This is a genomic window from Cupriavidus sp. BIC8F (assembly GCF_032465815.1).
GTDB classification, from domain to species: Bacteria; Pseudomonadota; Gammaproteobacteria; order Burkholderiales; family Burkholderiaceae; genus Cupriavidus; species Cupriavidus necator.
The window spans coordinates 2,002,408-2,014,203 of the sequence record NZ_CP136095.1 but is presented as its reverse complement, the minus strand read 5'-3'; the positions used below and the strand labels follow the sequence as shown (position 1 = coordinate 2,014,203).

At 68.7% G+C, this 11,796-nt stretch carries 10 protein-coding genes; 6 read left to right on the top strand and 4 right to left on the bottom strand.

What is annotated here, in order from left to right:
• The first annotated feature begins 44 nt into the window (after positions 1-44).
• Together RS901_RS29275 and RS901_RS29270 are read left to right on the top strand one after the other, a co-directional pair.
• Positions 45-1,697: an AMP-binding protein gene (locus RS901_RS29275; protein WP_316154007.1), complete on the top strand. Its 1,653-nt coding sequence runs from the start codon at positions 45-47 to the stop codon at positions 1,695-1,697.
• Between the two features lie 149 nt (positions 1,698-1,846).
• Positions 1,847-2,578, top strand: coding sequence for a BON domain-containing protein (locus tag RS901_RS29270; RefSeq protein WP_013952736.1), 732 nt, complete (start codon positions 1,847-1,849; stop codon positions 2,576-2,578).
• A gap of 19 nt (positions 2,579-2,597) precedes the next feature.
• Here the strand turns inward: RS901_RS29270 and RS901_RS29265 are convergent, their stop codons facing one another.
• Positions 2,598-3,680, bottom strand: coding sequence for a GlxA family transcriptional regulator (locus RS901_RS29265; protein WP_316154006.1), 1,083 nt, complete (start codon positions 3,678-3,680; stop codon positions 2,598-2,600).
• Between the two features lie 193 nt (positions 3,681-3,873).
• On the opposite strand from RS901_RS29265, the gene RS901_RS29260 reads away from it, so the two are divergent.
• Positions 3,874-5,133 carry a M20/M25/M40 family metallo-hydrolase gene (locus RS901_RS29260; RefSeq protein WP_316154005.1) on the top strand — a complete coding sequence of 420 codons (1,260 nt, stop codon included), beginning with the start codon at positions 3,874-3,876 and terminating at the stop codon, positions 5,131-5,133.
• A gap of 122 nt (positions 5,134-5,255) precedes the next feature.
• Positions 5,256-5,519, top strand: coding sequence for a hypothetical protein (locus tag RS901_RS29255; RefSeq protein WP_316154004.1), 264 nt, complete (start codon positions 5,256-5,258; stop codon positions 5,517-5,519).
• Between the two features lie 25 nt (positions 5,520-5,544).
• On the opposite strand, the gene RS901_RS29250 is transcribed toward RS901_RS29255, so the two are convergent.
• The 3 genes from RS901_RS29250 to RS901_RS29240 all read right to left on the bottom strand — a co-directional run bounded on the left by RS901_RS29250 (position 5,545) and on the right by RS901_RS29240 (position 8,893).
• Positions 5,545-7,122, bottom strand: coding sequence for a phospholipase D family protein (locus RS901_RS29250; protein ID WP_316154003.1), 1,578 nt, complete (start codon positions 7,120-7,122; stop codon positions 5,545-5,547).
• Positions 7,123-7,266: 144 nt separating this feature from the next.
• Positions 7,267-7,839 (bottom strand): superoxide dismutase family protein, encoded by a 573-nt coding sequence (locus RS901_RS29245; RefSeq protein ID WP_316154002.1) that lies wholly within the window; start codon positions 7,837-7,839, stop codon positions 7,267-7,269.
• Positions 7,840-7,957: 118 nt separating this feature from the next.
• The gene (locus RS901_RS29240; protein ID WP_316154001.1) at positions 7,958-8,893 is read right to left on the bottom strand and encodes a LysR family transcriptional regulator; all 936 of its coding nucleotides are present in this window, start codon (positions 8,891-8,893) and stop codon (positions 7,958-7,960) included.
• A gap of 387 nt (positions 8,894-9,280) precedes the next feature.
• Here RS901_RS29240 and RS901_RS29235 point away from each other — a divergent pair, with 387 nt between their 5' ends.
• Positions 9,281-10,246 carry an alpha/beta hydrolase gene (locus RS901_RS29235; protein ID WP_316154000.1) on the top strand — a complete coding sequence of 322 codons (966 nt, stop codon included), beginning with the start codon at positions 9,281-9,283 and terminating at the stop codon, positions 10,244-10,246.
• Positions 10,247-10,429: 183 nt separating this feature from the next.
• A complete protein-coding gene (locus tag RS901_RS29230) occupies positions 10,430-11,680 on the top strand; it encodes an efflux RND transporter periplasmic adaptor subunit (protein WP_316153999.1) in 1,251 nt (416 codons plus the stop codon).
• Positions 11,681-11,796 lie beyond the last annotated feature (116 nt).

Here is an 11,796-nt window from a genome sequence, read left to right as displayed (position 1 = left end):
CTGGCCACCTACCAAAAGGCACAAGCCGGAATACAGGAGACACCATGCGCGACTACGCCCAAGCCTTCGACGGATTTTCCTATGACGACGCCGTGGCACGGCAGCTGCAGGGCAGCCTGGAGGCAATGAACGCCTGCGTCGAATGCTGCGACCGGCACGCGTTGCCTGGCCGTATCGCGCTGTTCTGGGAAGGGCGCGACGGCAATTCGCGCAGCTGGACCTTTACCGAGCTGCAGGCACTGTCCGCGCAGTTTGCCGGTTTCCTGAAGGCGCAGGGCGTGCAGCCGGGCGACCGCGTGGCGGGCCTGCTGCCGCGCAATGCGGAACTGCTGGTGACGATTCTCGGCACCTGGCGCGCCGGCGCGGTGTACCAGCCGCTGTTCACGGCCTTTGGCCCCAAGGCCATCGAGCACCGGCTCAATGCGTCCGGCGCGAAGGTGGTGGTCACCGATGGCGCCAACCGCCCCAAGCTGGATGACGTGGATGGCTGTCCCGCTATCGTCACCGTGGCCGGCGACAAAGGCCGCGGCCTGGTGCGCGGCGACTTCAGCTTCTGGGCCGAGCTGGAACGCCAGCCGGCGTCGTTCGAGCCGGTGCCGCGCCGGGGCGACGACCCCTTCCTGATGATGTTCACCTCCGGCACTACCGGCCCGGCCAAGCCGCTGCTGGTGCCGCTCAAGGCCATCGCCGCATTTGCCGGCTATATGCGCGACGCGGTCGACCTGCGCGCGGAAGATGCTTTCTGGAACCTGGCCGATCCGGGCTGGGCCTACGGCCTGTATTACGCGGTCACGGGCCCGCTGGCGCTGGGCCATCCCACCACCTTCTACGATGGCCCGTTCACCGTGGAGAGCACATGCCGTGTGATCCGCAAGTACGGCATCAGCAACCTGGCCGGCTCGCCCACGGCATACCGGCTGCTGATCGCCGCGGGCGAGGCCGTGTCAGGCCCGCTGCGCGGGCGGCTGCGCGCTGTCAGCAGCGCGGGCGAGCCGCTCAACCCGGAAGTGATCCGCTGGTTCGCCAGCGAGCTGGGCGTGACCATCCACGACCACTACGGCCAGACCGAGCTGGGCATGGTGCTGTGCAACCACCATGCGCTGGCGCATCCGGTGCGCATGGGCGCGGCCGGCTTTGCCAGCCCGGGGCACCGCGTGGTGGTGGTGGACGATGAGCAGCGCGAACTGCCGCCGGGCCAGCCGGGCACGCTGGCGCTGGACCTGAAGCGCTCGCCGATGTGCTGGTTCGGCGGCTATCACGGCACGCCCACCAGCGGGTTTGCCGGCGGCTACTACCTGACCGGCGATTCCGCCGAGCTGAACGACGACGGCAGCATCAGCTTCATCGGCCGGGCCGACGACGTCATCACCACCTCGGGCTACCGCGTGGGCCCGTTCGACGTGGAAAGCGCGCTGATCGAACATCCGGCCGTGGTCGAGGCCGCGGTGATCGGCAAGCCCGATCCGGAGCGCACTGAGCTGATCAAGGCCTTTGTCGTGCTGGACCCGCAATATCGCGCCGCGCCGGAACTGGCCGAGGCGCTGCGCCAGCACGTGCGCAAGCGCCTGGCCGCCCATGCCTACCCGCGCGAGATCGAGTTCGTCGCAGAACTGCCCAAGACCCCCAGCGGCAAGGTCCAGCGCTTTATCCTGCGCAACCAGGAAGTGGCCCGCGCGCGCGAGGCCGCCGCTGCCTGAGACCCGAGCCGTTCCCGGACCGCTTCCTATAATGAGGATGCGGTTGCCAGGGCCCCGGGGGTGAAGGAGCCTGCGGCGCCGCGCCAGGCGCGCCTGCAGGCAGGGGCGCGCGTCCTCCATCTCCAGACCAATCGGGCGAGGCGAACAAAATGCAGAGTAGCGAAGCGGTGCTGACGCAGGCGCGCGCAGCCTTGGCGCATGTGCCTTATCAGGGTCATGTCCTCCATCCCACCATCCAGTTGAGGCTTTCTGACGGCGCGCTGATCCTGGAAGGCGAGGTGGCCGATATCGTCGACAAGACCCGGGCCGCGGCGACGGTGCGGCGCGTGGACGGTGTAACCAGCGTGATCGATCACCTGCGCGTGGCCGACGGCGGCATGCAGGTAGGCGACGGTGAACTGCGTGACGCGGTGTGCGAGCGCCTGCTCAACGCCATCGATTTCCGCAATTGCAAGATCTGCGCGCGCGTCAAGGGCAAGCCCGAGGCCATGCGCGAAGCCGTGGGCGAACGCAGCGGCTGGATTGAAGTGGAAGTGCACGACGGCGTGGTCACGCTGTGGGGGCAGGTGATCAGCCTGTCGCACATGCGCCTGGCCGGTGTGCTGGCCTGGTGGTCGCGCGGTTGCCGCTGCGTGGTCAATGAACTGGTGGTAGCGCCCGCCGAAGCCGACCGCGACGATGAAATCACCGAGGCACTGATGCTGGTGCTTGAGACCGATCCCTTCGTCGATGCCGGCCAGGTCAGCGTGCACACCGAGAACCGCGTGGTGACGCTGGAAGGCTGCGTCACCAGCGAGGACACGCGGCGCCAGGCCGAGCGCGACGCATGGTACGTGCAGGGCGTGGAGAACGTGGTCAACCACATCGCCTTGCGCACCTGAGCGCTGCCTTTGGGCGCGGTCACTCCCCGGTGCCGCGCCGTACCGCCGCATCTTCCATGCGCCAGTAGCGCCGCCGCGCCCGCAGTGCAAAGCGGGCGCGATAGTCTGACATTGACATGCCCGTGGTGCGCTGGAACAGCCGCCGGAACGCGGCGGCGTCGCTGTAGCCGCAGGCTTCGGCAATGCCCTGCGTGCCGTGCAGCGTGACTTCCAGCAGCATGCGCGCGCGCTCCACGCGCAGGGTGTGCAAGTAGTCCAGCGGACTCAGCCCGGTGACCTGGCGGAAATGCCGCAGCAGGGTGCGTTCGCTGACCGCGGCCGCCTGGGCCACCGCGGCCAGCTTGTAGGGCTCGGACACATGGTCCTGCAGCCATTGGATGGCGCGGTACACCGGGCTGTCGGCGGTGCGGCTGAGCCAGCGTTGCGACACCAGCGCTGGCACGCTGCGCTGGCGCTCGGGCTGGAACAGCATCAGCCGCGACGCCGCCTGTGCCAGGTCCGGGTCGTGCAGGTGGCCCAGCACGCGCAGCATGAATTCCACCTGCAGCGCCGGTGCCACGCACGAGAACACACGCTGGTGCACGCTCATGGCCTGGTCGCTGCCCAGGTCGCAATGCGGATACTGGCGCATCATCCAGCTCTGGAACATCCACGGCGCGCCGGTCCTGGCGCCGTCGAGCAGCCCCAGCTGCAGCGCAAAGACCATCCCCGACGAACATGCCGCGATCCACCCGCCCGCTTGCGCATGGCGCTCCACCAGGCGCAGCGCCGCGGCATCGCGCTGCACGATCTCGCCCAGCTGCAGCGCGTTGCTGGCCAGCAGGGCCGGGATCACCAGCAGCGTGCGGCTGTCCGCGGCGCGGGCGCGCCGGGTGGAGGACACCAGCCCCGGCAGGTCTGCCGCCAGCGTGCGCCCGTTGCTGCCGCACAGCTGCCAGCTCAGCGTGGGCGCGGCGTCGGGCCGCTGCAGGCTGGCGACGCCGGCCACGGTGCGGAGCACGTCGAGCGTGGTGAACAGGCTGCCCGGCATGGCTTGCGGCAGCCATAGCAGGCGGACATGCAGCGGGATGTTCTGTGACGGCGGCTCGATGGCGGCTGGCATGCCTGGTGGCGTGGTCGGGTGCATGGCGCGATGAGTGGGGCAGGAGCAGGATACGCGTGGCGGGATCGGCATCCGGATTGGCGATATTGATCCTCCCCTAAGATTCTGGCAAGGGCTAGCATCGTGCAGTTATGCCGCGGCGCTGCCCGTGCGCCGGGGCATGGCACCAACAAGACCAATCCGAGGAGATTCCATGCCGTTTTCCGTTCGCCACGTTGCCGTTGCCGCCGCCCTGACACTTGCCGGGGCCGGCACCCTGGCCAGTGCCGCCCAGCCCGATGCCGCGCTGCTGTCCGCCGCGCAGTCGGCCCAGCCCGCGCTGGTGCAGTCGCTCAAGGAGATGGTGACGATCGAATCCGGCAGCGCCAATGCGAAGGGGCTGGCGCAGATGGCCGGCTATACCGAGAAGCGCCTGCAGGCGCTGGGCGCGAAGGTTGAACGCATGCCCGTCACCAAGGGCCCGGGCACCATGGTCAAGGCCACCTTCACCGGTACCGGCAAGCGCCGCATCATGCTGATCGCCCACATGGACACGGTGTACCCGGACAACACGCTGGCCACGCAGCCCATCCGCGAGGAAGGCAACCGGCTCTACGGGCCGGGCATTGCCGACGACAAGGGCGGCATCGCCGTGATCCTGCATTCGCTGGAGATCCTGAAGAACCAGGGCTGGCGCGACTACGCGCAGATCACGGTGCTGTTCAATCCTGACGAAGAGGTCGGCTCGGTCGGCTCCGGCGAGGCCATTGCCGCGCTGGCCGCGCAGCACGACGTGGTGCTGTCGTGCGAACCCACCGCTGCCAAGGATGTGGTCAAGGCGGAGTCGCTGCTGCTGGGCGCCTCTGGCACCGCCACCGCCACCATGCAGGTCAAGGGCCGCGCATCCCACGCCGGCGCCGCGCCGGAGCGCGGCCGCAATGCGCTGATCGAACTCGCCCACCAGCTGCAGCAGACGCGCGACACCGCCAGCCAGGTGCCGGGCTCGCAGCTGAACTGGACCCAGGCGCAGGCCGGCACGGTGCGCAACCAGATCCCGGAAAGCGCTGTCGCCTACGGCGATGTGCGCACCACCGCGGCCGGCGCAGCCGAGAAGCTGAGGGTGACGCTGCAGGAAAAGGCCAAGTCCAGCCAGCTGGTGCCGGAGACGCAGACCACGGTGACGATGGAAGAGGGCCGCCCGCCGTTCGTGGCCGACGCGCGCGGCCGCGCGCTGGCCAAGCGCGCACAGGAGATCTACGCCGAGCTGGACGGCCGCACGCTGGCCCTCGCCGAAGGCACTGGCGGCGCCACTGACGCCAGCTATGCCGCGCGCTCGGGCAAGCCCGCGGTGGTGGAAAGCTTCGGGCTGGCCGGCTTCGGCTATCACGCCCGCGACGAGTACATCGAACTGGACTCGATCGTGCCGCGCCTGTACCTGATGACCCGCATCCTGCAGGATATCGGGCGCAACTGAGGCGGTGCCGCCAGGCCTGCGTTGCCAGCGCCTGGTTGCCCTTCCCGGCAAGCCTGCTACAGTGTCATGGCTGCCCGCACGTGGCGGCCATGACAAAAGAGACATTGCAGGGGGAGACGGAGATGAACCGCAAAGGCTTGCTGGACGCGGCCACGGCACTGGAAGACCTGGCCGCCGGCCGCACGCCCGCACCCGCGCAGGTGGCCGCCGGCGCCGCCGCGCTGGAAAGAATCCATGCCGATTACCCGGCCTGGCGCGACGTTGGCGATGCCTTGTTTGGCCTGAAGGCGCTGGCCGGCGGCAGCGGCATGGCGCTGGACACCAAGGGGCGCCAGCGCGCCGGCCGGCTGGCCGATGTGGTGCGCAGCCTGCTCGACCAGATCTGACGGGCCGCGCTCCCGGGAACCCGTTCTACAGCATCGACTCGATCGGCAGAATCGACATGAACCAGATGCTTAGCCGGCGCCACCAGCTGGTGTTCGGCTCGGTGTCGTGGCGGATGACTTCGTCGTCGCGCCGTTCCAGCCAGTACAGCTTGCCGGTTTCATCTAGCCTGACCTGGTAGGCCGCGCGCGGCACCACGCTGGCAAAGGTGGATTCGATCCGGCCAGCCAGCTCCGGGCTGTCGATGACGAAGCCCAGTTCGGTGTTGATCGTGGCCGAGCGCGGGTCGAAGTTGAACGAGCCCACGAAGACCCGGGTGCCGTCCACGGCAAAGGTCTTGGCATGCAGGCTGGAGCCCGAGCTGCCGAAGGGGCCGGCGCGTTCTTCCTTCTTGCCGGGCGCGGCCGAGCGCCGCAGCTCATACAGGTCCACGCCAGCTTCCAGCAGCGCCTTGCGCCGCTTGGCATAGCCCGAATGCACGGCGGCCACGTCGGTGGCTTCCAGCGCATTGGTCAGCACGCGCACCGCCACGCCGCGCTTTGCCATGTCGGCGAAATAGGACGTGCCGCCCGTCGATGGCACGAAGTAGGGCGAGACCAGGTCAAGCTCGCGCTGCGGATCGCCCAGGATTTCACGCAGCTGGTGCGCCACCAGGGTGTTGCGCGACGCCTCGCCGAGCGCCTTGGCGGGGTTGTCGCTGACCATGCGCGTTTTTGCCCACTGGAACTGCAGCGTGCCGTTCAGCATCCGCTGCACGTCGGGCAGGTCGCGCACCGCGGTGAGGTAGGCGGCGGCAGCCGGGTTCTGCTCGACGGCGCGGGCATTGCCGGCCAGCGCCTGCAGCCGTTCGACGCTGACCGGCGGCACCAGCCGGTCCACCGGGTAGGCCGACGCACTGGACCAGTAGCGGTCGAAATCCTGCGCCACGTCGCCCGCGGCGGGGCCCACGGCGATCACGTCGAGGTCGGCGAACAGCACGCCATTGGTGGCGCCGAAGTATTCGTCGCCGACATTGCGCCCGCCGATGATGGTGGCGACGCCGTCGGCGGTGAAGGACTTGTTGTGCATGCGCCGGTTCAGGCGCCGGAAATCCGTCAGGAAATTGAGCGTCTTGGGGTGGCGGATCACGAACGGGTTGAAGATCCGCACCTCGACCTGCGGATGCGCGTCCATGGCCGCCAGCAATTCGTCCATGCCGGCGATGCCGTTGTCGTCCAGCAGCAGGCGCACGCGCACGCCGCGGTCGGCGGCTTCATGCAACGTTTCCAGCAACAGGGTGCCGGTCAGGTCGTCGCGCCAGATGTAGTACTGCACGTCGAGCGTGCGCTGCGCGGTGCGCGCCAGATGCACGCGCGCGGCAAAGGCGGCGTAGGCATTCTCGAGCGGATGGATGCCGCTCAGGCCCGGATGGCGCGCCACTTCGCCGGCCACCGCCTGGCCCAGCGGCGTGGCCTGGGATTCGGCAGGCGTCAGCGCAGAGGATTCGGTGCGGTGATCCAGCGGCGGCAAGGCGCAGCCGCCGAGCAGGGCGGCGCAGCACAGCAGCAGCGAATTGGCGCGCAGGCGGCGGTGGGGGGCGAACGCGGCGTCTGTCGGCGATGACATGGCGGTCTTGGCGGACCCCTCGCGGAGTCCGGTCGTTACGGCAATGCCGTCATGTTGCCATGCCGTGGAGGCAGCGAGTGATTGTCGCTGCCGAGGGAGAACACCGGCGGGTTTGTCGGAGCCCACCGGTCGTTTGTGACGCGGTCACGAAGCCGCGACAACCCCGCAAGCAATCCGCCCGCCCGCATTCCCGGTCGGCTGCGTCTTGTAGTCGTCCGGGTCCTTGTGCACCACCACCGCGCGGCCGATCACGCCGTTGGCGCCCGTACCAACGGTCAGGTCCGGCAGCAGCATGCTGACGCGCACGTTGCCGTTGGCGTCCGCGGTGACGTTGTTCATGTCGCCGGCGTGGTGGTCGGGCATGGTCATCTGGCCGTGGGGCTTGCCGGTCGGGTTGAAGTGGCCGCCCGCGCTCATCGCGTCAGGCGCGGAGCAGTCGCCCTTCTCATGGACGTGGAAGCCGTGCACGGAGTTGGGCGGCAGGCCGCTGATCGCCGCGGTCATCATCACGCCGCCCGGCTGCTGCTGGAAGTTCACGGTGCCGCCGGTATTGGTGCCGCTCTTGGGCTGGAGCGTGGCCGTCGCCCTGGCGCTGCCGCTGCCGCTGGTGCCGGGCGCGCTGGCTGCAGACGAGGAGCTCATGCCGGAGCCGGCGCAGCCGGCCAGTGCAACGGTCGCGGCAATGCAGGCTGCGAGGGGGGTAAGCACTTGTTTCATCGGACTCCTCTTCTTGTCGTGATTTCGGAAGGAACAGTATAGGCTGGCCGGCGCCAGGCCGATTTCCGGTTTTGTCCTACATGCCGCACTAGACTGCGGCCACTAGCCTATCACGCCATCAGGCCGCGACCGCCAGCCGCTGCTGTGCCGCACCAAAGTGCGGGTGGCGCGAGAACAGGTCCGCCGCCCAGTTGACGAACACCCGCACCTTGGCCGACAGGTGCCGGTTCTGCGGATACATCGCCGAGATCGGCAGGTCTTCGGTCTGCCAGTCGGTCATGATCTCCACCAGCCGGCCGCTGGCCACATAGGGCTCGGCCATGGCGCGCGAGACCCGTGCCACGCCGTGGCCTTCCAGCGCGCAGCTCATGTAGACATCGGCATCGTTGGTGGAAATGGCCGATGGCAGCAGCACCTCGCTCCGTTCCATGCCGCGCGCCATGGGCCACGGCATCTCACGGCCAGTGCGGTTGGACAGGAAATTGACCGCCTTGTGCTGGGCCAGCTCGGCCAGGTCGTGCGGGGTGCCGAAGCGGTTCAGGTAGATCGGCGAGGCGTAGAACGCCAGTTGCACATGGCCGATGCGGCGGGCCACCATGGATTCCTCGACCGGCGTGCCCACGCGCAGCACCACGTCGACGCCTTCCTGCAGCAGGTCGATCGGCTTGCCGTTGATGGTCAGGTCCAGCTTCAGGTCCGGGTAGGCCTGGAAGAATTCATGCAGGTGGGGCACCAGCACCAGCTGCGCCAGCCCCGCGGTGGTGTCCACCGACAGCGTGCCGCGCGGCGAGTTGTTCTGCCGCGTCAGCGACTGCTCGGCTTCCTCGACATCGGCCAGGATGCGCACGCAACGTTCGTAATAGGCCGCGCCGTCGTTGGTCACGCTGATGCGGCGCGTGGTCCGGTGCAGCAGCTTGACGCCCAGGTGGGTTTCCAGGTTCTGGATCAGGCGGGTCAGCGTGGCCTTGGGCAAGTCCATCGATTCCGCGGCGCGCGCAAAGCTGCCGACGTCCACGACCCGGGTGAATGCCTGCATTGATACGAGACGGTCCATGATGAGGTTCCGACGATAGATCCGAACGGCGTGCCGCGCGCGCTTGTGACGCACGTGGCCATGCTGGTTGATATTGTGGGGAGTCTGCCGGCTGGCTGCTACTGCGACTGCGCGCTGGCTGGGCGCGGGTTCCGGCATGGATTCTGATCGGGCGCGCACCGGCCTGGCAGACCGCCGCGCGTGCCGAGAGCCGCAGTGAATCACAAAATCCAAGACCTTGTCATGCGTGGGGATATGCAGTTTCAGTGGCATGACGAGGCGGTTTGCGATTATTCCAATTCCGGAACAGTGCATTGGCGATCTCTCGCTTTATCCCATCCTCGTCAATCACCATAATCCAGTGCATCGCAACACTCAAGCGCATTGTTTCTTGCGTGCGCCAATGCCATGTCCCAGAAGCCAGGCCAACGCCCTGATGCAGCCAGCGCCGCCACTGCCCCCGCGGCAGCCGGGCAGGGGCAGGCGCGCGTGGCTGAGCATACGGTGACCAGCGACGGGCGCGAGATCCTGGTGCGTGTGTGCTACCCGGCGGGCTATCCGGCGCCGGGCGCCGAGGGCGCGGCGCTGCTGCCGTGGCTGGTGTACCTGCATGCCGGCGGCTTCGTCGAAGGCGGCCTGGAACACGCATGCCAGCTGGTGCAGGACCTGGCCACCACGGTGCCGGCGGTGGTGGTAACGCCGGCGTATTCGCTGGCGCCGGACCATCCGTTCCCGGCGGCGCCGGAGGACGCGCACAGCACGGTGCAGTGGGTGCTGCGCAATGCCCGGCGGCTGAAGCTGGACAAGACCCGCTTTGCGCTGGTGGGCGAGGAGGCCGGGGGGAACCTGGCGATCGCGCTGGCGCAGATGCTGCGCGACCGCGGCACCGCGCAACCGCGCGGGCAATGGCTGATCCGCCCGGTGACGGACCCGTGCCTGCAGCACGCCTCCTGCGCGGGGTTCGACGGCGGGCAGGTTCCGATGGACATCCTGCGGCGCCTGGCCGACAACTATCGCGACTACCTGCCGACGCCGGCGGATACGGTGCATCCGTATGCCGCCCCGGCGCTGGCCTCGCGCCTGGCCGGGCTGCCGCCCACGCTGGTCCAGGTGGCTGAATACGACGCGCTGCGTGCCGAGGGCGAAGCCTTCGCCGGGCGCCTGGCCAAGGCCGGTGTGCCGGCCCAGGCCATGATCATGCCCGGCGCCTGCGGCGACGGCGTGGAAGAGGCCCATGACAGCTGTCAGGCATGGGTCGACGAAGGTGCGCGGTTCCTGCGGCGATGTCTGGCCGCGGCCGACGATACCTCATCCCTGACTGAACGCCGCGCTGACGCCAATGCCAGCCGGCCTGGAGCCAAGCCCGCCGGCTGAGCCGCTCCAGACAACCGCCAGCCGGCTCTGTTTCGGCCAGAGCCAGGACCGCCGCAATACGCAAGCGGTCCTAAGTCCGACCATCAGTTTGGCCATGGTTCCGGTCCGCCCACGCGGACCGGCAGGCGGCGTTCGGCCATTTGCTTTTCCGGTTGAAGAAAACCCGATCCAGGAGTTTGAGAAATGCAGCAGCAGAAACGACGTACCTTGATTGCCCTCGCCATCGTCGTGGTGCTGGGCGCCGGCGTGGCCGGCTCGATCTTGCGCCCGTGGCATAGCGGTGAAGCCCATGCCAACACCCCGCCGCCCGCGCCGGCGATTGAAGTGGCCGCTGTGGTCGGCCAGACCATCACCGAGTGGGATGAGTTCTCCGGACGGATCGAGGCTGTGGAGCGCGTAGAGATCCGCCCGCGCGTCGGCGGCACCATTGACGCCGTGCACTTCCGCGAGGGCGCGCTGGTGAAGAAGGGCGATCCGCTCTTCACGATTGACCCGCGTCCTTATGCCGCGGAAGTCGCCCGCGCCGACGCCGCGCTGGCCGCGGCGCAGGTGCGTGCTGCCCATGCGCAGAGCGAACAGACGCGCGCCCAGCGGCTGCTGGATGACAACGCGATCTCCAAGCGCGAGTTCGACGAGCGCATCAACGCCGCCCGCGAAACCAGCGCCAACGTGCGCGCCGCCCAGGCGCAGCTGGAAACCGCGCGCCTGAACCTGGCCTACACGCGCATCACCGCACCGGTGGCCGGGCGCGTGTCGCGCGCCGAAATCACCGTCGGCAACCTGGTGGCGCCGGGCGCGGCCTCGCCGGCGCTGACCACGGTGGTGTCGGTGTCGCCGGTCTATGCCAGCTTCGAGATCGACGAGCAGAGCTACCTGCGCTACACCGCGCCGGGTGCCGGCGGTGGCCAGCCCAACCTGCCGGTCTACCTGGGCCTGGCCAACGAGGACGGCAATCCGCATGAGGGCAAGATCCAGTCGGTCGACAACCGCCTGGACCCGCGCAGCGGCACCATCCGCGTCCGTGCGGTGTTCCAGAACGAAGACGGGCGCCTGCTGCCGGGCCTGTACGCCAAGGTCAAGCTGGGCGGCGGCGCGCCGCATGCGGCGGTGCTGGTCAATGACCGCGCCGTCGGCACCGACCAGGGCAAGAAGTTCGTGCTGGTGGTGGACCGCGCCAACAAGCTGGTCTACCGCGAAGTGGAACTGGGGCCCAACCATGACGGCCTGCGCGTAGTACGCAAGGGCCTGAAGCCGGGCGAGACCATCGTCGTCAATGGCCTGCAGCGCGTGCGCCCGGGCGACACGGTCCAGCCCAAGCCGGTGGCCATGGCCTTCCGCAGCGAACTGGAACCGCGCGGCACCACGCCCGACCGCAAGCAGGCCGCCAGCGGCAAGGCCAGTGCCGAAGGCGACGACGGCAAGCCCGTGATCTGATCCCGGACGCAAGGCAACCAGCACAGCCAGACAACTTCTGCGCTCCCCGTGATGTGGATGGCGCCCGCTTCGGCGGGCCGCCAGGGGAGCCGCTACGCCAACGCAGGCAGAGACCA